The organism is Acidiphilium sp. 20-67-58, from assembly GCF_002255515.1.
Lineage (GTDB): Bacteria > Pseudomonadota > Alphaproteobacteria > Acetobacterales > Acetobacteraceae > Acidiphilium.
In genome coordinates this window covers 1-17850 of sequence record NZ_NCAS01000050.1, presented here as the reverse complement: position 1 = coordinate 17850, position 17850 = coordinate 1, and the positions used below count along the sequence as shown (strand labels likewise).

Sequence of the window (17850 nt, the reverse complement as noted above, 5' to 3'; positions counted from 1 at the left end):
GCAGCGCGCTGAGCTTCGCGGGCTGCGGATGGTCGCCAACTGGTGCCACGGGTGCCGCAGGACGCGAAGCCAATGCGAGTGTGGGAATTGAGGATGACGTCACCACACACGACGATAGCCGGTGCGCGCGCGTCTCAGGACGCCCTCAGAGCCGCCCGGTTGCCCCGGTGCTGGCTTGAAACCAGCTCAGGCGCATCCTGGCGCCCGCTCGCCGCAACCACCCATGAGTCCGCCTGATGGCCGCGCGCGCGAAAACACCCAAGCCGGCCCCGAAAGCAAAACGAGGTAAAAACCCCGTCGCTGCCGCCAATGGACGCACACTCGGCCGCCCGCGGATTCACGGGCCTGAAGTCGAAGCCGAAATTTGCGCCCGACTGGCTGCCGGCGAAACGCTGACCTCGATCTGCTCCGACCCGCGCATGCCGAACATCTCGACCGTGTGCTGTTGGGCCGACGACGAGCGCCCAGCTTTTGCCCAAGCCTACGCGAAAGCCCGTGAGGCCCGCGCCGAGCGGCTTGTCGACGAGATGCTCGAATTGGCGGATCGGCCATCGACCGACAGTGTCGAGGCGATGGATAAGCGCATTCGCGTCGATGCGCGGAAATGGCTGGTCCAGAAGCTATTCCGGCGCGTTTACGGCGACCGCATCCAGACCGACGTGCAGCAGCTCGACCGCAACGGCAACCCGACCGACCCGGCGACGGTCAACGTCATGGTGCTGGCGGCGGACAAGCTCGACACCGACGAGCTCCGCGTCCTCGTGGCGCTCTACCGCAAGATGGGAATTCGGCTCCCCCACGAACCTGAGCCGATCACGATTGAGCATGACGGGGGCGACGATGAATAGCGCGGGGCGCGCGTCTCAGGGCGTCGCCAGAGGCCGGTTGGCCGGTTTTCCGCGTGACGACTACCCCGGCCCAGGCCGGCGCATTGTCGCGCCGCACCCATGCCCGCACGGTGTCCTCGGGCTTGCCGATCCGCCGCGCAAATTCGCGGACGGACCAGCCGATCAGGCGGAGGGTTTCGGGGAGGGTCATGCGATCACCCCCGCCACACGCCACACCGGGACGTAGTTGATTGCGCCGCCGTTTGTGCGGACTTCGTCCACCGTCTCAAACACGTTCCGAACGCGGGCGAATTTGGCAACCAGCGCGGCCCATTTTTCCGCGCTTTGCCGACCAGCGCAAGTGATCATGATCTGGCTGCCGTAGCATTTGATTTCACGACGCGGCAGATCGATGCTTTCGAGAATTGCCTGAATTTTTTTGATTGGTGCGGTCATCGTCTGTCTCCTTGCTTTGGTGGGTTAAGAGAGCAATTCGGCCAGCAGATCGTCGTCGCTAATTTGGTCGAGACCTTCCGCCGCATTCATTGCCTTCAGTGCGTCAAAGCAAGCTTTGCGGTGAGAGGCGAATGTCCGGCGCCGGCTTCCCGTAGTCAAAACCAACCCGAGATCGCAAAGGTCCAGGTCCGCAGCGATTGCCGTAAGTGCCTTTTCGTTTGCCATTTTCCGTCTCCGTTACTTGGCGCCCTGCGCCGTTTCGATAACCAATACATGCACGGTTTTTACGTGCAAAGCAATGAAAATCCGTGCATGGCTGCTCGACGAGCTATGCGCCCACAACACCCCCACGAAAGGACCACGCGATGACCGAACTCCCCCCCGACCTTGAGGCGATGGTCGAGCCGATGGCTGGGAAGATTTGTCGGTGCAAGCTTCTTTGCAGCGACTGTGTGGATAATGCTCGCCTCGCCATCTACCTCGGCGCCCGGATCGAGATGCCGAAGTCGCCGGGGCAGCGGGCGTTTGAGAAAGCCGTGGAAGTGAGGATGATGCCCCTCGTCGGACCTCCAACCCCGTGGAAAGAACTCCCCCGCTGCGCCCAAAGCGCATGGGAACAAATCGCCGCAGCCGCGCGGTGGGAGGGATGAGTCGCCGCAAACGCAAGCCATCCGAGACGCCGGAAAATCCAACACACCGTCGCCCGCACCCCAAATCAGGAGCCGCGCCCATGACCATCCCTCCCTTCCGCGAAAACCTCGCCGCGCCGGAAACTTTCGCCGACGATGGGGCGTTCGTTTCGGTTCAGAACGGTCTTGCGACCATCACCCTGACGCGCCTGATCCACGACAACAGCCCGGACGGTGACGGTCAGCCGGTGCGCGCGGTAGTCGGGCGCCTGACGATGCCCGCTGCCGGGATGCTGGCGATGGCGAACGGCGTGGTCGCGTATCTCGCGCCCCCGGCGCCGGCGCCTGAGCCGACGTCCCAGCCGGAGACCATCCAGTGATGGCCGGGGCACGCTCACGATCAGCGCCCGTCGCTCCGCTTTCGGACCTCGGCCCGCGCGGCCGCCGCGCTTCCGATCAGGACGCCACTCATCTCGGGAAAATCCGGCGGGGTCTCTGGCTCGCCGAGCATGCGGACATCGACATCATCGAGCAAAAAACCGAAGGGCGCCGCGCCGCGCGGCAATACATCCATCGGCGTTTGCTCACGGCCGGCCGCATCACCGGCGCAGAATTCGAGGTGGCTGAGCAGTGGTGGCGCGACCATGCCCTCGCATCCGGGGCCACGCTCGACACTCCGAAATGGCAGCAAATGCCAGGCGGGAGCGGCCCCGAGCCAGCGGAACGCACCATTGACGCCATCACCCGCCTGCGCGTTGCGTATGAGCGTGTTGGCCAATGGCGCGGCGCGATCCTGCGCGCGGCGCTATGCGACGGCCACAGCCTGCGCAAGCTGGCGGCGCGGTTTTGCGGCGGTGAGGGTGGCCGGGCTTGCGCGGAAGCCGAGGCGCTGGTGATTGTGGGTCTCGAGATGCTGGCCGGGACGCGCCGGCAGCGGTCGCTTGACACTCGGCGCGATTCGTGATTACAAGGGGTAAGATTCAGATACTCGCGTCCGCAGTCAGCGCCGCGCATTCCGGATCGATCTCCTGACATGCCAGATACCATCCCAGCCCGTGCGCAACTTGTGCCCGTCACGGGCCTGATGGCCGCGCAAAAACTGCTTGCCGAGCGTTCCCTGATCGACTTCGTCCGGCTGATGTGGCATGTCGTCGAGCCGGCGATACCGATGACCGAAGGCCGCGTTCTCGAAGTCATCTGCGATCACCTCGAGGCCGTCGCGGACGGCGACATCAAGCGGCTGATCATCAATGTGCCGCCCGGCTTCTCGAAATCGCTGATCACGAATGTGTTTTTCCCGGCTTGGGTTTGGGGTCCCTACAACTGGCCGTCCTGCCGGTTTCTGACGGCGGCCTATGCGGTCTACCTGACCGAGCGCGACAACGAGCGATGCGCCCGGCTGATGATGAGCCCGCTCTACCAATCGCTATGGGGCGACCGGGTGCGGCTCGAAAAGACTGGCGTTACCAAGATCCAGACCAATCACACGGGCTGGAAGTTTGCAACCTCTGTTGGTGGGACCGTCACCGGAGAACGCGGAGATTGCTTGGTGGGGTCGACGATAATTGAGACCTCAAACGGGCCTAGAACGCTGAAAAACATAGTAGAAAGCGCTTCGCCATGCTATGTTTTGTCTTATGACGCAGAGAAAAAGTCCGCCTGTTTTCAACGAATACGCGCAGTGGCTTGGCGCGGAGTTCGGCCCATCTGGCGAATACGAACTCAATCTGGCCGCGTGGTTGAATGCACTGGAAACCATCGATTCTACACTAGCCAAGGCTGGACCGAGGCGTCGGCCCTCACTGTGGGTGAGGTTCTCCTGCGCGCAGTGCGGCCAATCTGCGGTGAGGCACCAAGCGGAGGTTCGGAAGGCATATCGCCACGGTCGCATCGACCGAATGGTTTGCGGTATGGGATGCCTTGGCAAACTGACCGCAACGCTGCGGGGGGACGATCTTCGCGTCTGTTCGGTTTGCTCGAAGAACATTTCCAATTTACCTCGCTCCCGGTTGGTGTGCTCGCCGGAATGTCGGCGCCAGGCTTGGGTGCGACGGTGCGAGAATGCCGTGACCAATACGTGCAATCATTGCGGGAAACCGGTCGCCCGATCCAGGGCTTGTTCCGATGCGTGCCGTCGGGCCCTCCATGCGGGCGAGCGATCGAAACCGAAGCGGATATTGTTTCCGTGGTTGAGCGAGTTTATCGCGACGAAGACGTTTTCGACATCGAAGTCGAGCACACCCGATGCTTCTTCGCCAACGGAATTCTCGTCCACAACTGCGTCCTGATCGATGATGCCAATAACCCGAAAGAGGCCGAATCCAAGGCGGTTCGCGACAGCACGAACCTCTGGCTCACCGAGGTGATGCCGACGCGCCTCAACAACCCGTCGAAGTCGCGGATTGTCAACGTCCAGCAGCGCACGCACGAGGAAGACGCGACCGGCACGCTGATCAACTTCTGGGCCGAATACGATCATCTTATGCTGCCGATGCGGTATGACCCAGATCGGCATTGCGAAACATCGATCGGCTTTTCGGACTGGCGCAGCCGGGAAGGCGAGCTTCTTTGGCCGGAGCGGTTTCCGGAAGCCGCGACCCGCGACCTCGAGCGCATGGGGCCGTATGCGGTCGCCGCGCAGCTTCAGCAAGCGCCGACGCCGCGGGGTGGCGGCATTATCCTGCGGGAATGGTGGCGCGAATGGGAGCCGCGGGAAAGTCCGCCTTTCGAATTTGTGCTGGCGAGCCTCGATACGGCCGTGAAGGAGCGCGAGCAGAACGACTACTACGCGATGACGGTCTGGGGCGTCTGGCGAGATCCGGACACCGACACGCCACTGCTGCTACTCCTGCACGCATGGCAGCGCCGGGCCGCGCTGCATGAAATCTGCCAGGATGTGATCCAGTCCTGCCGAAAACTGCGCGTCGACGTTCTGTTGATCGAAGACAAGGCGAACGGCCACGTCGCGCAAAGTGAAATCCGCCGGATGGCCGGCAAGTGGAAATTCGGGATCACGATGTTTGATCCCAGCCGCTACGGCGACAAGACGGCCCGGCTTTTGTCGATCCAGCACATTTTCGCCGAGGGGCTGGTTTTCGCGCCGGTCACGACGGACGAATACGGCAATCTGAACTGGCGCAAGTGGGCGGACGAAGTGATCAATCAGGTCGCGAACTTCCCCCGCGGCGCCCATGACGATCTGGTGGACGCAACCTCGATGGCGATCCGCTACCTGCGTGACACCGGATTCGTGCTCAAGAAAGACGAATTCAAGGAAGCCGAGGCCGAAATCATGATGCACCGGCCGAAGCCCCTTCCGCTTTACGACGCCTGATCCGGCCGACTACGCCCCGCAACCTGCACTGAGGACCACGCATGTCGCAATCTACCGCGCCCGTGTCGGGCCTCGCGCCGCTTGCGCAGGTTGCCGGCACGGCTGAGAACGTCAACGTCAGCATGAAGCGCAACGGCACGTTGTCGCTCGTGGCCCCCGATGGCATGACGGCGATCAACATCGTGCCGCCCGGCGCCGTGTCCGATGATGAACCGGCATCGACGTTCGATGAGAACTTGGCCGAGACGATCGATGATTTCGTTCTCGCCGGCATGGCGACACAGCTCGTCTCGGATATCGAGGCGGACGAGCAGTCCCGGGCCGGCTGGATCGACGAATTCACCGAAGGGCTGCGGCTTCTTGGCCTGCGCATGCAGGAAAGCCGCGGCGATGCCGGGGCCAGCACGGCACCGCTGGAAGGCATGAGCACGGTGGTCGCGCCGCTGCTCCTCGACGAAGTGCTCCGGGCGCAGTCGACGGCGCGGGGCGAACTTCTGCCGGCGGATGGCCCGGTGCGCGTAGTGGATGAAAGCACGGGTTCCGGACCCGGGCGCGACGAGTTGGCGGACGCGCTGCAGAAGGACATGAACACCTATCTGACGCGGGTGTGCTCGGAATATTATCCTGACACCGACCGGATGCTGTTCTATGCGGTGTTCTGCGGCTCCGGCTTCAAGAAGGTATATCGGTGCCCGATCCGGCAGCGGCCGCTCTCCGAAAGCGTCGACGCCAAGGATCTGATCGTGAATGCCGGCACGACCGATTTGGCGAATGCGCACCGTATCACGCATGTCATCCAGATGCGGCGTTCAGATGTGCGGCGCATGCAGTTGGTGGGCGCATATCGGGACGTGGCGCTTGGCGCACCGATGCAACAGGCGCGACCCGTCGAGCAGGCCCAGGCCGAAATTTCTGGTATCGACGCAATCAGTCAGCAGCCGAACGACCAGAACCACACGATCTACGAAGTTCTGACCGAATGGGATTTAGGCGAAGGCCCGGACGGACTGCCGCTCCCCTACAAGATCACCATCGATAAGGACAGCCGGACGGTGCTCGAGGTCCGGCGCAACTGGCGCGAAGGCGACGAGTTGTTCCGGGCCCGCGAGATGTATGTCCGCTACCCGTTTATCGACGCGATTTCGTTTTACGGCCTTGGCCTGCTGCACCTTCTCGGCAATACCTCCAAGGCTCTGACGGCCGCGATGCGGATCCTGATCGACGCAGGGATGTTCTCGAACTTCCCCGGCTTCCTGATTTCGGACGCCGGCGCGCGGCAGGACACGAACGAGTTGCGCGTGCCGCCAGGCGGTGGCCGCAAGGTCAACACGAATGGACGCCCGATCCGCGAAAGCGTGATGGAGCTGCCCTACAAGGGGCCGTCGCCGGTCATGATGCAGCTCATCGATGCGCTGCGGAACGACGCGAAGGCGATGGCCGGCTCGGCGGAAATGCCGGTGGGCGATGGTCGGGCGCCGGTGCCGGTTGGCACCATGCTGGCGATCGTCGAGCAGGCCAGCAAACCGATGTCGGCGGTCCACAAGCGGATGCACGCCGCGCAGGCGAAGGAATTTCAGCTTCTCGTCGACCTGCTGCGGGAAGACCCGGAGGCATTCTGGCGTGACGGCCGGCGCGGGATCTATCAGTGGGACAAAGAAACGTTCATCCAGGCGCTGGACGCGTTCGAACTGGCGCCGGTGTCCGATCCGAACTCTCCCACCCGCACGCATCGGCTGCTCAAAGCGCAAGCCCTGAAAATGCTGCAGCAGGGCGACCCGGGGATGTATGACGCTGAGGCGGTGGACGGCCACATTCTGCGGCTGCTCGGGTTCAGCAATCCGGCCGAATTCTTCAACCATGCGCAGGCACCGACGACCAATCCAGAGGCCGAACTGGCGCAGGCCAAGATTGCCGAGGGCCAAGCCAAGATCGCGCAGCAGGCGCGGGATTCCGAACTGCGGCTGGTCGAGGCAAAGATGCGCGCCGAATCCGATCAGCGCAGCGCGCAGGTAAAACTGGCGACCGAAGCCGAGAAATCTCGCATCGAACGCGAGCGCCTTGGCGTCGAGGCGGCGGCTGAAGGCATCAAGGGCGCGCATCAGCATGCCCGCGATGAGCAGGCGGCGGCCGTGCCCGACGTGCCGGATGTAGGCGCGCCGACACCGCCCGGCATGACGTTCTGACTACTGCGCCGGTAGCCCGGGGCACCTTGGCACCGGTCCGCACTTGCGACCACGAACAGGAACACCGCTCATGAGCATGAAATCAGAATCCCGGGACCGGGCAGCGGCGCGCGTTGATCGTGTCCGCAAAGCGTGCGGCGACTATGCCGAGACGCATCCGATGTCTGAAGCATCCGACACGATGCGCCGGGCGAAGAAGCGCGGCGGCGCGGCGTGCCGAACGGGCAATCTGGAAGGTGAGGCGGCCAAGAAGCGGCTTGATCGGGCCGGCTACAAGCGCGGCGGGGCGCCGAAGAAGGGCGCGACCGAAGTCAACATCGTGATCGCGCCCGACCAGGCGAAGCCCGCGATGCCGGCGATGGGCGCTCCGATGCCCGGCCCGATGCCGATGCCCCCGCATCCGATGCCTGCGCCGATGCCTGCCGCTGCGCCGATGGCGGCAAAGCCGATCGCCGGAATGGGCGCGCCGATGGGTCCGCCGGCCATGCGCAAGCGCGGCGGCAAGGTCGGGTATGAGGGCGGCGCTGGGTCCGGCATTGGCCGACTGGAAAAGGCCGCGAAATATGGGGCGAAGACCTGACCGGGACACGCCCGGCCAGCGAGCTCACTATGACAACCGAGCCGACCATCATCGTTGAGCGCGTCCCGGCTTTCGGGTGGGTGCGGCGCCGGGATATCGGGCCGACCGCGTGGGAGCGGCCGGACGGTCGCATCTATCTCCACTGGGATGAAACAGTGCCGAAACTGGCCCGGCTGGTCGTGATGGATGAGGGCGGCCCGTTGAGCTGGGGCGACGCCGCGGGAGACGCCGACGACAACCAGGGCACCCCGGGCGGCCGCCATGATTGAGATGCCGGACTTTCACACGCCGCTCTTTCGTCAATTCGGCCAAGGTGTCCAGCAGGCAATCGAGCAGGTCAAGACCGAGGCGGTCTCGAACCTGACCGAGGAGCCGACGGCGCATGCCGAACGCATCGGGCGCATCCGGGGGCTGATGGCGGCCGTGGATGTGGCTGTTCTTCTCGACAAACACCTAGCAGGAGTGAGTTGATGGCTATTGACCTTGAAGGGCTCGCACAATCCGTGCGGCGCCCGACGCTGCGGATGATCCATGCCGAAGACCCGAAAGATGCGCTCCGGCGCTCGGTCGGCGATCTGTCGGGCATCGAAGTGATGCACAACCAGATTCTCGTCGCGATCTACCTGCGGCCCGAAAAGACCGCCGGCGGCGTGATCCTGTCTGACGTAAGCCGGAATGAGGATCGCTATCAAGGCAAGGTCGGTCTGGTGCTCAAGATGGGACCGCTGGCCTTCCAGGATGATGCCCGGAACGACTTCAAGGGCCAGCGCGTCGAAGTGGGCGACTGGATCGGCTACCGGGTGCAGGACGGGTGGTCCCTCGTCGTCAACGGGCCGGAGGGCAAAGTCGATTGCCGGATGCTCGAGGACGTTCACATCAAGCTCCGGCTCGACGGGCCGGACGAAATCTACTGAGGGCCGCGCCATGACGATCGAGGGCAAGATCGAGCAGGAGCGCAACGGCGCGGTGACCGATCTGAACGATGGGCTCGACGCCGCGCAGCGTGAGCATCAGGGTCAGCAGCCGGCGCCGGGCGCGGACCTGACCGAAGACGAACGCGCGGCATTCGACAAGATCAAGCAGCAGCTCGCCGACGAGCAGCGTCGGGCCACCGACGCATCCGAACGGGCGCGCCAGCTTGAGGAAGCGAACCGCCGGTATCAGCAGGAGGCGCATCAGGGCCAAGTCTCGATGCGCCAGGCGCAGATCGGGATGGTCGAGCGCGCGATTGAAGCCAATGCGGCGACGATCGAGAACCTGAAGCGCGAATATCGCGACGCCATGCAGGCCGGCGATTACGACAAGGTCGCCGATGTGCAGGCGCAGCTGGCTGAAGCCGGCGCGCACAAGGTGCAGCTCGCCAATTCCAAGGCGCATCTCGAGCGCATGCCGGAGCCGGCGCAGCCGCAGCAACAGGCGCAGTCCGGTGATCCTTTCGAGGCCGCCTTGCAGCGCTATACGCCGCGCACGCAGGCCTGGATCAGGCAGCACCCGGACGTGCTGAAGGACGACCGGCTTATGAAGCGGGCGATGGGGCTGCACAGCCTCGCGGAATCGGAGGGGTTCATTCCCGATACCGACGCGTATTTCGATTACATGGAGCGCAATCTCGGTTTCAAGCAGGATCAGCAGCAGTCCGGGCAGCAGCCGGCGGCGCGCACCAGCCGGGCCGGCATGGGCACGCCTCCCGTGCGGTCTGGCATGCCCGGATCGTCGCGCAACGCCTCAAGCATGAGCGTCAAGGACATGACTCCAGCCATGATGGAAGCGGCGCGCGTCGCCGATCTGCCGCCCGAAGCATGGCTCCGCGAATACCAGTCGCTTGTCGCGAGCGGCGACATGCAGCCGATGCACTGATCGGCCGCGAGCATGTCGCGCCGATCGCCCTACAGGAGAGACCAAATGCCACCCAATCGTTCCGACCTTCGCGACATGGATGCTCGCGAAAACCTGCGCGAAGAGCCGGCCCGGCTGACGCGACGGCACAAGAACAACACCGACAAATACTATGTCCCGGCCGATCGGCTGAACCCCGAGATGAGCTACGAGTGGAAGCGCAAGTCGAATATGGGCGCGCTCGACGTGGAGCATCAGGTGATGCTGGCAGAGAACCACTGGCAGCCCGTCCAGGCGGCCGATATTCCCGGCATGATGCCGGTCGGCCATGAAGGCGCCATTGAGCGCGGCGGCATGATACTGATGAGCCGGCCGCGCTACCTGACGGAAGAAGCCGAACAGGAAATCCTCGACATTTCGACCGATCGCGTGCGCTCGCAGGAGCAGCGTCTCGGTCTGACCGAGCAGGGGCAGCTGCCCCGTGCCCGGCCGAAAATCAGCCGGAGCGTCGCTCCGCTTACAAAAGCGGATCGTATGGGCGCATCGCGCCAGATTCCGGACTGACCACGACTGCCAGGCTGGCCCGGCGCCGGCCTTTCAGCAACTCCGGTGCTTTCCCTTCCCCGGTGCGAAGGGTCCACCCGCATAGAAGGTAGCAAACAGTGGCAAATGTTCTTGCCCCGTTCGGCTTCCGGTGGGCTCGCCAGCTGACCGGAACGGCGCCGAACTGCGCTCAATCCACCCGGAAGATCAGCTCGTCCTACGCGACGGCGATCTACCATGGCGATCCGGTTGTGTCGGAATCGACCGGCTACATCCAGCAGGCCGCACCCGGCACCACGCCGATTGCCGGCATCTTCGTCGGATGCAAATACCTCTCGGTCAGCCAAGGCCGGACCGTGTGGTCCAACTTCTACCCCGGCTCCGACGCGAACGGCGATGTCGAGGCTTACATTCTCGACGATCCGAACGCGGTCTTCATGGTGCAGGCCGACCCGGGCCCGATCGCGCTGGCCGATGTCGGGCAGAACGTGAATTTCGCGATCGGCACCGGCAACACGTATTCGGGCCTTTCGGGCGCGACGCTCAACAGCACGACCGTCGCGACCACCAGCACGTTGCCGTTCCGCATCATCGGGTATCTCGGCGATACGAATTTTTACGCCGCAGGCCCGGGCTCCGATCCGACATCGGCTTACAACTACGTTCTGGTCACGCTGAATAACCAGGACTTCAAGCAACTGACCGGCGTGTAAGGAGCACCTGAAATGCCTGTAGCACTCTCAGCTATTCGCAATGAACTCCTGCCGGGTTTGCGTGGGGTCATTGGCAAGTATCAGATGATCGACCGGATCTACGACAAGATCTACGATACCGGCACATCTGAAATGGCGCTCGAGCGCACGACCGAGATGCGTTTCCTCGGTTTGGCCCAGCTCAAATCCGAAGGCGGTTCGACCACTTTCGACAACGACGCGGGCGAGCGCTACGTCTGGAACCAGGAGCACATGGAAATCGGTCTTGGCTACGCGATCACGCGCAAGGCCATCGACGACAACCTCTACAAGCGCCAGTTCAACCCGAGCAACCTCGGGCTGATGGAATCCTTCGCGCAGACGAAGGAAATCTACGGCGCGACGTTCCTGAACACCTCAAACGTGGTCAACGGCGCCCTCGGCGGCGACGGCCAGCCGTTCTGCTCGACGGCGCATCCGATCGACGGGGGCACCTACGCCAACCGGCCGAGCGTGGATGTGGATCTGAACGAGAGCACGCTGCTCAATGCTCAGGTCAACATCTCATCGACCATCAAGGACCAGGCCGGCCTGCTGGTGTTCGCCCGGGCGCGCAAGGCGGTCATCCCGCCGGCGCTCGAGCCCACCATGCTGCGCCTGCTCAAGACCGAATTGCGGCCCGGCACGGCCGACAACGACGTGAACGTGATCCCGTTCACCGCCGGCGGCCTGCCGGACGGTTACGTGGTCAACCCCTTCCTCACGTCGCAATATGCGTGGTTCCTGCTGACGAACATCAAGGGGCTGCTCTACCTGCAGCGCGTTCCCTTCGAGACCGACATGCAGGTCGACTTCGTGACCGACAACCTCATGGTGAAGGGCTACGAGCGGTATTCGTTCGCCGGCTACAACCCGCGCTCCATTTGGGGCTCTTTCCCGACCTCGTAAGGAGCCGCGGCCATGTCAACCGACACCACGCAAGGGCCTGGCACCACATGGTCAGGCCCACTCATCAGCGGCACCAAGAAGGACGCTGATGCCTATGGGCCCGCGAATACCGGCCTCGCTGTCCTGCGCCAGATCGTCACCCTGACGCAGAACGGGACGAATACCGTTTCGGGGGAAATCGTTCTCCCGAAGGGTAGCCAGATCGTCGACATCCTCGCCGACACGACAACGGCATGGAACTCCGGCACCTCGGACACGCTCTCGGTGGGTGTGACTGCGGGCGGGACGGACTATGCCAGTGGCGTGAGCACCGCGACGGCCGAGCGCGTTCGCCCGACCTTCACCGCGGCGCAGCTGTCGGCGATGCTCGACATCGGCACGAATACCTCCGTCTACGCGACCGTCACCCCGTCCGGCACGGCGGCGACGGCCGGCTCGACCACTGTCACCATCCTATACGTCCAGACGGTCCAGGCGGCCTGACGACGAGCCATGAAGGGAACCAGCAATGGCAACGCGTAAAGCTCGGCGCGCCGACGGCGGCCGTATCACCGAAGATCGCGACTGGGATGCCCGCAACGGCCGCGATGCCGACGATTCCGCTCCCACCGATGTCTATGCCGGCCGCGATTCCGGCGTGGCGTCGGAAGCCAAAGGCAACATGGTCAAGCGGAAATCCGGCGGGAAGGTCCAGGGCTACAAGGACCGGCTCGACGAGACCAAGAACCCGAAAAAGCGCCGCGAGATGGAAGCGGGGCATCGGGTGAACGAGGAACTCGACAAGACCCGCGGCGACCGTATGGCGAACAAGAAGGACGAGCGCCGCAAGCGCAAGTCCGGCGGCCGCGTCGAGCACATGGAGGGCTCGGCCGCGAAGAAGCGCCTCGACCGGCCCGGCCGGAAGCGTGGCGGCGGCGTCGGTTCGGACTCTTCGCCGCTGACCACGGCGTCGCGCACGACCGACCGAAAGGGTGGCCCGGCCGACGAGGCGATGATTACCGGCGGCGGCGACTGACCAATGGCCGAAGTTCCGGCCAAAAAGCGCAAGCGGCGCCGTTCGGTTGATCTGGACGGCGCCGCGGCGCGCAAGCGGCTTGACCGCCCGGCGAAACGGTCCGGCGGCGGCATTTCCGAAGCGGCGCGGAAGCGGGCCGAGCACGAGGGCGATACCATGCCCGGCGGCCGGTTTCCGATCCGCAACGCGCATGACCTCGAAAACGCGAAACACGATTACGGCCGGGCGAACGACAAGCCGGCCGTGAAGCGCTGGATCGACAAGCGTGCGCATGAACTCGGCGAGCCTCCTCTTGGCGGCAAAAAGAAGGACTGACCCATGGCGCGTCCTATTCATGCCACCATTTCAGCGACCGGCACATATGTCTTTGCAGTCGACGACTGGGTGAACCCGTTCAATGTCGCGTGGCAGGTCGAGGTTCCGGCTGGGGTGACGGCGAGCTACACGCTCAACCAGACCCTCGACCCGATCCTCGACGGGCCTGGCAATGGCTATGGCGTGGTCCAGAAAGCGAGCCCAACTTGGGCGGCCGTGTCGGGCACCACGTTTCCGGCTACGGCTACGACCGGCGGCACAATCACATCGCCAATCCGCGCGCTTCAGCTTGTCGTCACCGCACTGACCGGCGGCAACCTGACTGTGAACATCATCCAGCCGTTCTCGATCAACTAACCCCTGCAAGCTTCGCAGGGGGCTGCATCTCCACGGCCGAACGCGCACGGCCGCGAAGGGACGCCTCCCTCACCGATCGCTCCCTGCGGGTCTTGGCCGGCGATCGGCATGGGTAAAGCCGCAGCCCGAAGTCAATCAGGCCAAGGCGTCCAACGCGCATTACCAACCGCAGGAGGTTGACTCTAGGCATTGATATTGTGGCGTCCAACGCGCATTACCAACCGCAGGAGGTTGACTCTAGGCATTGATATTGTGCTCGAAAATGCCTAAAAGTGCCGTATGCGGTCACCTTTTCCTGCCTTTATGCCCACAGGCGAAGCCGCTGCCTATCTCGGGCGTGGCGTGAAGACGCTTCAGCGGTGGGACCGCGAGGGCAGACTTTCTCCGGCCGGCAGGACCAAGACCGGGCGGCGGGCCTACACGCGGGAGCAGTTGGACACGTTCCTTGGTCAGCAGATCGGACGCCCCGAGCCGCACCGGGTCATCGCCTACTGTCGCGTCTCGTCGGCGGCGCAGAAGCCGGACCTGAAAAATCAGAGGCGCGTTCTGGAGGAATTCGCTGCGGCACGCGGCCTTGTGGATGTCGAGTGGATCGAAGAAGTCGCCGGGGGCCTCAACTTCAACCGCAAGCGGTTCCTCGAAATCATGGACGCCGTATCACGCCGGGAGGTGCGGACTATCGTTCTGGCACACAAGGATCGGCTGGTGCGGTTCGGCTACCAGTGGTTCGAGCATCACTGCAAGGCGCACGGCTGCGACATCCTCGTGCTGAACAACGAAAGCCTGTCGCCGGAACAGGAGATGGTCCAAGACCTGATGACCATCGTGCATTGTTTTTCAAGCCGGCTCTACGGTTTGCGCAACTACAAGAAGAAGCTCAGCGAAGCCATCGGCCAGGATGTGAAGCCATGATCCTGGCCCACAAGATCGCATTGGACCCGACCGTCGAGCAGGCGATTCACTTTGCCCGCGCCGCCGGCACCGCGCGCTTCGCATGGAACTGGGGCCTTGCGGAATGGAAACGCCTATACGAAGCCGGTGGGAAGCCAAGCGCCACGAAGCTCAAGGCGCAGTGGAACGCTGTACGTCGCACGGAATTTCCCTGGTCGTGCGACGTAACGAAGTGCGCCAGTGGTCAGGCAATCATGAACCTCGGCACGGCCTTCGGAAACTTCTTCCGTGACCTGAAGAAACCCAAGGGCCAGCGCAAGGCCGGCTACCCGAAGTTCAAGAAGAAAGGCCAGCACGACAGCTTCGCACTTTGGAACGACCAGTTCGAGGCGCACGGCTGTCGTGAACGGTTCGGCAAGGATCGGGGCGAAATCCGCATCCCGAACCTCGGCTGGGTTCGGATGCGCGAACCGCTGCGGATCGGCGGGCGCATCCTCGGCGCCGTCGTCAGCCGCGAGGCCGGGCGCTGGTTCGTGGCGATCCAGTGCGAGATGCCGGACGCAGAAGCCCCACACCCTGCGCCCGGTTCCGTCGTTGGTGTCGATCTCGGCATCTCGGCGCTGATGGCGTTGTCGCGTCAACTGCCGGATGGACGTACGAAGATCGAGAACCCGAAGGCGCTGCGCAAGGCGATGCGGCGCGTCAAGAAGCTCTCCCGGCGCATCAGCCGGCAGGAAGATGCCCGGAAGAAGCGGGCCGCCAAGACGAGCCGCCGGATGCGGAACCGCCGCGCTCAGCTGGCGAAGCTGCATGGGCGCGTGGCGAACATCCGCCGCGACGCCATCCACAAGGCAACCACGGCAGTTGCCAGCACCTTCGAGACGATCGTCCTCGAAGACCTGAACGTCGCCGGCATGGGCAGAAGACCTGAACGTCGCCGGCATGGGCAAGAACCACGCCCTTGCCGGCTCTGTCTCCGACGCGGCTTTCGGTGAGATTCGCCGGCAGTTCGAATACAAGGCGCGGATGCGCGGCGGCCACGTGCATGTGGCTGATCGCTTCTTCCCGTCCAGCAAAACGTGTTCGGCCTGCGGCTGCGTCGTGGACAAGCTGCCGCTCTCTGCCAGGTCGTGGGCATGTGCCGAGTGCGGCACCGTTCACGACCGCGACGAGAACGCGGCGATCAACCTTGAACACCTCGTGGTAGGCCCGGCTTGGGCCGAACCGTCGCCGGGCAATCCGGCGGCAACGCTCGGGGAGATTGCGGCGCTGGCCGCCTCGCAAGAGGCGGTGAAACTGCGGTCAGTGAACCGAGAGCTAAACCCGTGCGCACATGTGCGCACAAATTAGGAAGCAGGTTGAATGTCAGGATCTGCGCTCAACCAACTGTCCGGCACCTACTCGTTCAATCCCAGCCTTGGCGAGACCATCTTGCACGCGTTCAGCCGGTGCGGCATCCGTCGCACGGCCCTGACGGTCGAGCACATGCAGGACGCCCGGCTTGCTGCAAACCTGATCCTCTCGGACTGGTCGAACGATCAGCCGAACCTCTGGGAAGTCAGGGAGACCGTCATTCAGTGCGTCGAGAACCAGGCGACCTATCCGGTTGATCCTACCGTGATCGTCATGCTGGACGCGTTCCTGCGGAAAAATCCCGGGCAGGCGAACCAGTTCGATTTCTACATGTATCCGATCAGCCGCACTGAATGGGCGGCATTCCCGGACAAGACCACGCCGGGCCAACCGACCGTGTTCTGGTTCGACCGGCTGCTGTCGCCGACTGTCACGCTCTGGCAGCCGCCGACCGATGCGGCATGGGAATTCCATTTCTATTCGGTCGGGCAGTTTCAGGACGCTAATCTGGCGAACGCCGGCACGCTCGGCATCCCAAGCTATTTCCTCAAGGCGTTCTCGGATCGGCTATCCGCGGAGCTAGCCGTCAGTTACGCGCCGGATCGCGCGCTTCCGCTGATGAACTTGGCAGATCGCAGCTACCAGAAGGCCGTTGATCGCAACATCGAGGATGTGCCGGTGTTCATCGTTCCGGGTCTCAATGGCTATTTCCGGACCTGACCGATGGCGTGGCGATTCCATGGCCGGGCGCGGGTCTCGGCTCGCAATCCCGAGGCGTTCGGCGTCTGCGACCGGTGCGGCATTTGGTACAACCTGAACGACCTGCGGTTCCAGTATGACTGGCGCGGCAACCGGCTGATGAATTTGAATTTCCGGGTCTGCCACCGATGCTACGATAAGCCGTTCGAGCACTACCGGCCGATCATTGTGCCGCCCGATCCCGTGCCGCAGCGCAACCCGCGGCCGGACCTCTATGCTCCGTTCATGGCGACACTGGTTTCCGACACGCTCGGGGGCGACGTGCAGGATACGCTTGGCGGTTTCGTCCAGTCCGTTCCGCCGGCCATTCCGCCGTTGTCGAATGCCGGGCCGACGCCTACCGGGATCGTCACCACGCAATATGCCGATGATTACGAAATTACGGCACCGGATGGCGGACCTGTCATTCTGATCCCGGAGTAAAAGATGGCCGATCCCGTCACCACGAACAAGGCGCTCACGATCCCAGCGACCGGCTCCGATCCGAATGCTTGGGGGCCAATCGTCAACGAGAATTTCTCGCTGATCGATGCATTCCTCGGCACCACGACCGCCCTGACGCTTTCAAGCGGCACGGTCACCCTGAACGCATCGCAGGTGCAGGCCGTGCGTTTGGCGCTGTCCGGCATGCTGTCCGGCGCCGTCACGATCATCGTGCCGCAGAAGGCCGGCTATTTCTATTTCCACGATCTGACCACCCGCGGCGGCTATGCGATCACGGTGTCGACGGGAGCGTCTGGCGGTCGGACCCAGAACCTACCGGCGAAAATGTGCCACATCTACACCGATGGCACGAACGTCTGGCGGGTGAACGAGCCCGACCATGGCGAGACGAAGGATTTCGCCGGGCCGACATTGCCGCCGCTGTGGCTATGGGCCGATGGATCCGCGGTGTCACGCTCGACCTATGCGGATCTGTTCTCCGCAATAGGTTTCGCGACCACCGGGACGGTCACGAGCGGATCGACCTCAATCACAGGCGTGGCGGCGTTGCCGGTCGGCCTCGTGGCGCCGCTGTCGATACCGATCGAAGGCGCTGGCATTCCGACCGGGACAACTGTCACCGACTTCAGCGGCTCAGCGGGCAATTACACGCTCACGATCTCGCAAGCCGCTACGGCCACCACGGCAG

General features: G+C 63.7%; 27 protein-coding genes. 24 read left to right on the top strand and 3 right to left on the bottom strand.

The window, feature by feature from the left end; all coding sequences use genetic code 11:
• The first annotated feature begins 236 nt into the window (after positions 1-236).
• The gene (locus tag B7Z76_RS14475; protein ID WP_291344838.1) at positions 237-848 is read left to right on the top strand and encodes a hypothetical protein; all 612 of its coding nucleotides are present in this window, start codon (positions 237-239) and stop codon (positions 846-848) included.
• Here the strand turns inward: B7Z76_RS14475 and B7Z76_RS16350 are convergent.
• Genes B7Z76_RS16350 through B7Z76_RS14465 form a run of 3 tightly spaced genes read right to left on the bottom strand, consistent with a single transcriptional unit; the run spans position 814 to position 1508 of the window.
• A complete protein-coding gene (locus tag B7Z76_RS16350) occupies positions 814-1038 on the bottom strand; it encodes a terminase gpP N-terminus-related DNA-binding protein (protein WP_366925314.1) in 225 nt (74 codons plus the stop codon). The two genes, B7Z76_RS14475 and B7Z76_RS16350, sit on opposite strands and share 35 nt — an antisense overlap.
• A complete protein-coding gene (locus tag B7Z76_RS14470) occupies positions 1035-1283 on the bottom strand; it encodes a hypothetical protein (RefSeq protein ID WP_291344836.1) in 249 nt (82 codons plus the stop codon). The genes B7Z76_RS16350 and B7Z76_RS14470 overlap by 4 nt, the downstream gene beginning before the upstream one ends.
• A gap of 24 nt (positions 1284-1307) precedes the next feature.
• Positions 1308-1508 (bottom strand): hypothetical protein, encoded by a 201-nt coding sequence (locus B7Z76_RS14465; protein ID WP_291344834.1) that lies wholly within the window; start codon positions 1506-1508, stop codon positions 1308-1310.
• Positions 1509-1648: 140 nt separating this feature from the next.
• Here B7Z76_RS14465 and B7Z76_RS14460 point away from each other — a divergent pair, with 140 nt between their 5' ends.
• The 23 genes from B7Z76_RS14460 to B7Z76_RS14350 form a co-directional block, all read left to right on the top strand.
• Positions 1649-1933: a hypothetical protein gene (locus tag B7Z76_RS14460; protein ID WP_291344832.1), complete on the top strand. Its 285-nt coding sequence runs from the start codon at positions 1649-1651 to the stop codon at positions 1931-1933.
• Positions 1934-2013: 80 nt separating this feature from the next.
• The gene (locus B7Z76_RS14455) at positions 2014-2292 is read left to right on the top strand and encodes a hypothetical protein (RefSeq protein WP_291344830.1); all 279 of its coding nucleotides are present in this window, start codon (positions 2014-2016) and stop codon (positions 2290-2292) included.
• Positions 2292-2876, top strand: a complete 585-nt coding sequence (locus B7Z76_RS14450) for a hypothetical protein (RefSeq protein ID WP_291344829.1) — start codon at positions 2292-2294, stop codon at positions 2874-2876. The genes B7Z76_RS14455 and B7Z76_RS14450 overlap by 1 nt, the downstream gene beginning before the upstream one ends.
• A gap of 69 nt (positions 2877-2945) precedes the next feature.
• Complete coding sequence (gene terL, locus B7Z76_RS14445) at positions 2946-5246, top strand: phage terminase large subunit (protein ID WP_291344827.1); 2301 nt, start codon at positions 2946-2948, stop codon at positions 5244-5246.
• 41 nt (positions 5247-5287) lie between these two features.
• Positions 5288-7429: a hypothetical protein gene (locus B7Z76_RS14440; protein WP_291344825.1), complete on the top strand. Its 2142-nt coding sequence runs from the start codon at positions 5288-5290 to the stop codon at positions 7427-7429.
• 160 nt (positions 7430-7589) lie between these two features.
• Positions 7590-8009 carry a hypothetical protein gene (locus B7Z76_RS14435; protein WP_291344823.1) on the top strand — a complete coding sequence of 140 codons (420 nt, stop codon included), beginning with the start codon at positions 7590-7592 and terminating at the stop codon, positions 8007-8009.
• Between the two features lie 29 nt (positions 8010-8038).
• Positions 8039-8278, top strand: coding sequence for a hypothetical protein (locus B7Z76_RS14430; protein WP_291344821.1), 240 nt, complete (start codon positions 8039-8041; stop codon positions 8276-8278).
• Positions 8271-8480 carry a hypothetical protein gene (locus B7Z76_RS14425; RefSeq protein ID WP_291344819.1) on the top strand — a complete coding sequence of 70 codons (210 nt, stop codon included), beginning with the start codon at positions 8271-8273 and terminating at the stop codon, positions 8478-8480. The genes B7Z76_RS14430 and B7Z76_RS14425 overlap by 8 nt, the downstream gene beginning before the upstream one ends.
• Before the next feature lie 32 nt (positions 8481-8512).
• A complete protein-coding gene (locus tag B7Z76_RS14420; protein ID WP_291344817.1) occupies positions 8513-8923 on the top strand; it encodes a hypothetical protein in 411 nt (136 codons plus the stop codon).
• Positions 8924-8933: 10 nt separating this feature from the next.
• Entirely contained in the window at positions 8934-9866 is a 933-nt protein-coding gene (locus B7Z76_RS14415; RefSeq protein ID WP_291344815.1) for a hypothetical protein, read from the top strand.
• A gap of 45 nt (positions 9867-9911) precedes the next feature.
• Positions 9912-10409: a hypothetical protein gene (locus B7Z76_RS14410; RefSeq protein WP_291344813.1), complete on the top strand. Its 498-nt coding sequence runs from the start codon at positions 9912-9914 to the stop codon at positions 10407-10409.
• Between the two features lie 98 nt (positions 10410-10507).
• The gene (locus B7Z76_RS14405) at positions 10508-11101 is read left to right on the top strand and encodes a hypothetical protein (protein ID WP_291344811.1); all 594 of its coding nucleotides are present in this window, start codon (positions 10508-10510) and stop codon (positions 11099-11101) included.
• 12 nt (positions 11102-11113) lie between these two features.
• Positions 11114-12028: a hypothetical protein gene (locus tag B7Z76_RS14400; RefSeq protein WP_291344809.1), complete on the top strand. Its 915-nt coding sequence runs from the start codon at positions 11114-11116 to the stop codon at positions 12026-12028.
• Between the two features lie 12 nt (positions 12029-12040).
• Positions 12041-12511, top strand: coding sequence for a hypothetical protein (locus tag B7Z76_RS14395; protein ID WP_291344808.1), 471 nt, complete (start codon positions 12041-12043; stop codon positions 12509-12511).
• Positions 12512-12536: 25 nt separating this feature from the next.
• Entirely contained in the window at positions 12537-13043 is a 507-nt protein-coding gene (locus B7Z76_RS14390) for a hypothetical protein (protein ID WP_291344806.1), read from the top strand.
• Positions 13044-13046: 3 nt separating this feature from the next.
• Positions 13047-13358 (top strand): hypothetical protein, encoded by a 312-nt coding sequence (locus tag B7Z76_RS14385; protein WP_291344804.1) that lies wholly within the window; start codon positions 13047-13049, stop codon positions 13356-13358.
• 3 nt (positions 13359-13361) lie between these two features.
• Positions 13362-13715: a hypothetical protein gene (locus B7Z76_RS14380; protein ID WP_291344802.1), complete on the top strand. Its 354-nt coding sequence runs from the start codon at positions 13362-13364 to the stop codon at positions 13713-13715.
• A gap of 303 nt (positions 13716-14018) precedes the next feature.
• Positions 14019-14627 (top strand): IS607 family transposase, encoded by a 609-nt coding sequence (locus tag B7Z76_RS14375; RefSeq protein ID WP_291344800.1) that lies wholly within the window; start codon positions 14019-14021, stop codon positions 14625-14627.
• A complete protein-coding gene (locus B7Z76_RS14370) occupies positions 14624-15601 on the top strand; it encodes a transposase (protein ID WP_291344798.1) in 978 nt (325 codons plus the stop codon). The genes B7Z76_RS14375 and B7Z76_RS14370 overlap by 4 nt, the downstream gene beginning before the upstream one ends.
• Positions 15549-15956 (top strand): zinc ribbon domain-containing protein, encoded by a 408-nt coding sequence (locus B7Z76_RS14365; RefSeq protein ID WP_291344796.1) that lies wholly within the window; start codon positions 15549-15551, stop codon positions 15954-15956. The genes B7Z76_RS14370 and B7Z76_RS14365 overlap by 53 nt, the downstream gene beginning before the upstream one ends.
• A 12-nt stretch (positions 15957-15968) precedes the next feature.
• Complete coding sequence (locus tag B7Z76_RS14360; protein ID WP_291344795.1) at positions 15969-16679, top strand: hypothetical protein; 711 nt, start codon at positions 15969-15971, stop codon at positions 16677-16679.
• Positions 16680-16682: 3 nt separating this feature from the next.
• A complete protein-coding gene (locus tag B7Z76_RS14355) occupies positions 16683-17141 on the top strand; it encodes a hypothetical protein (RefSeq protein WP_291344793.1) in 459 nt (152 codons plus the stop codon).
• A gap of 3 nt (positions 17142-17144) precedes the next feature.
• A partial coding sequence (locus B7Z76_RS14350) for a phage tail protein (protein ID WP_291344791.1) occupies positions 17145-17850 on the top strand: 706 nt, incomplete at its 3' end.

Coding starts and splice junctions, on each gene's coding strand:
- B7Z76_RS14440 (WP_291344825.1), top strand. CDS start 5,288: ATGTCGCAATCTACCGCGCCCGTGTCGGGCCTCGCGCCGCTTGCGCAG.
- terL (WP_291344827.1), top strand. CDS start 2,946: ATGCCAGATACCATCCCAGCCCGTGCGCAACTTGTGCCCGTCACGGGC.
- B7Z76_RS14395 (WP_291344808.1), top strand. CDS start 12,041: ATGTCAACCGACACCACGCAAGGGCCTGGCACCACATGGTCAGGCCCA.
- B7Z76_RS16350 (WP_366925314.1), bottom strand. CDS start 1,038: ATGACCCTCCCCGAAACCCTCCGCCTGATCGGCTGGTCCGTCCGCGAA.
- B7Z76_RS14380 (WP_291344802.1), top strand. CDS start 13,362: ATGGCGCGTCCTATTCATGCCACCATTTCAGCGACCGGCACATATGTC.
- B7Z76_RS14435 (WP_291344823.1), top strand. CDS start 7,590: ATGTCTGAAGCATCCGACACGATGCGCCGGGCGAAGAAGCGCGGCGGC.
- B7Z76_RS14465 (WP_291344834.1), bottom strand. CDS start 1,508: ATGGCAAACGAAAAGGCACTTACGGCAATCGCTGCGGACCTGGACCTT.
- B7Z76_RS14460 (WP_291344832.1), top strand. CDS start 1,649: ATGACCGAACTCCCCCCCGACCTTGAGGCGATGGTCGAGCCGATGGCT.
- B7Z76_RS14365 (WP_291344796.1), top strand. CDS start 15,549: ATGGGCAAGAACCACGCCCTTGCCGGCTCTGTCTCCGACGCGGCTTTC.
- B7Z76_RS14360 (WP_291344795.1), top strand. CDS start 15,969: ATGTCAGGATCTGCGCTCAACCAACTGTCCGGCACCTACTCGTTCAAT.
- B7Z76_RS14370 (WP_291344798.1), top strand. CDS start 14,624: ATGATCCTGGCCCACAAGATCGCATTGGACCCGACCGTCGAGCAGGCG.
- B7Z76_RS14400 (WP_291344809.1), top strand. CDS start 11,114: ATGCCTGTAGCACTCTCAGCTATTCGCAATGAACTCCTGCCGGGTTTG.
- B7Z76_RS14450 (WP_291344829.1), top strand. CDS start 2,292: ATGGCCGGGGCACGCTCACGATCAGCGCCCGTCGCTCCGCTTTCGGAC.
- B7Z76_RS14475 (WP_291344838.1), top strand. CDS start 237: ATGGCCGCGCGCGCGAAAACACCCAAGCCGGCCCCGAAAGCAAAACGA.
- B7Z76_RS14410 (WP_291344813.1), top strand. CDS start 9,912: ATGCCACCCAATCGTTCCGACCTTCGCGACATGGATGCTCGCGAAAAC.
- B7Z76_RS14455 (WP_291344830.1), top strand. CDS start 2,014: ATGACCATCCCTCCCTTCCGCGAAAACCTCGCCGCGCCGGAAACTTTC.
- B7Z76_RS14415 (WP_291344815.1), top strand. CDS start 8,934: ATGACGATCGAGGGCAAGATCGAGCAGGAGCGCAACGGCGCGGTGACC.
- B7Z76_RS14430 (WP_291344821.1), top strand. CDS start 8,039: ATGACAACCGAGCCGACCATCATCGTTGAGCGCGTCCCGGCTTTCGGG.
- B7Z76_RS14355 (WP_291344793.1), top strand. CDS start 16,683: ATGGCGTGGCGATTCCATGGCCGGGCGCGGGTCTCGGCTCGCAATCCC.
- B7Z76_RS14385 (WP_291344804.1), top strand. CDS start 13,047: ATGGCCGAAGTTCCGGCCAAAAAGCGCAAGCGGCGCCGTTCGGTTGAT.
- B7Z76_RS14470 (WP_291344836.1), bottom strand. CDS start 1,283: ATGACCGCACCAATCAAAAAAATTCAGGCAATTCTCGAAAGCATCGAT.
- B7Z76_RS14425 (WP_291344819.1), top strand. CDS start 8,271: ATGATTGAGATGCCGGACTTTCACACGCCGCTCTTTCGTCAATTCGGC.
- B7Z76_RS14390 (WP_291344806.1), top strand. CDS start 12,537: ATGGCAACGCGTAAAGCTCGGCGCGCCGACGGCGGCCGTATCACCGAA.
- B7Z76_RS14375 (WP_291344800.1), top strand. CDS start 14,019: ATGCCCACAGGCGAAGCCGCTGCCTATCTCGGGCGTGGCGTGAAGACG.